The organism is Moraxella sp. VT-16-12 (assembly GCF_002224245.2).
Lineage (GTDB): Bacteria > Pseudomonadota > Gammaproteobacteria > Pseudomonadales > Moraxellaceae > Moraxella.
Genome location: NZ_NKHK02000044.1, coordinates 1 through 410, shown reverse-complemented (window position 1 = coordinate 410; position 410 = coordinate 1). Strand labels below are relative to the sequence as shown.

1 pseudogene is annotated in these 410 nt (G+C 56.6%); it reads left to right on the top strand.

Annotated features, from left to right (window positions below):
* Window positions 1–410: pseudogene (locus tag CEW93_RS10680) on the top strand (IS5-like element IS5B family transposase); the annotation flags it as partial.

The following is a 410-nucleotide window of genomic DNA, read 5'->3' as shown; positions in this document are numbered from 1 at the left end:
CTACGCATTCACTGCATGCAGCATTGGTACAACCTGAGCGATGGCGCGATGGAAGATGCTCTGTACGAAATCGCCTCCATGCGTCTGTTTGCCCGGTTATCCCTGGATAGCGCCTTGCCGGACCGCACCACCATCATGAATTTCCGCCACCTGCTGGAGCAGCATCAACTGGCCCGCCAATTGTTCAAGACCATCAGTCGCTGGCTGGCCGAAGCAGGCGTCATGATGACTCAAGGCACCTTGGTCGATGCCACCATCATTGAGGCACCCAGCTTGACCAAGAACAAAGAGCAGCAACGCGATCCGGAGATGCATCAGACCAAGAAAGGCAATCAGTGGCACTTTGGCATGAAGGCCCACATTGGTGTCGATGCCAAGAGTGGCCTGACCCACAGCCTGGTCACCACCGC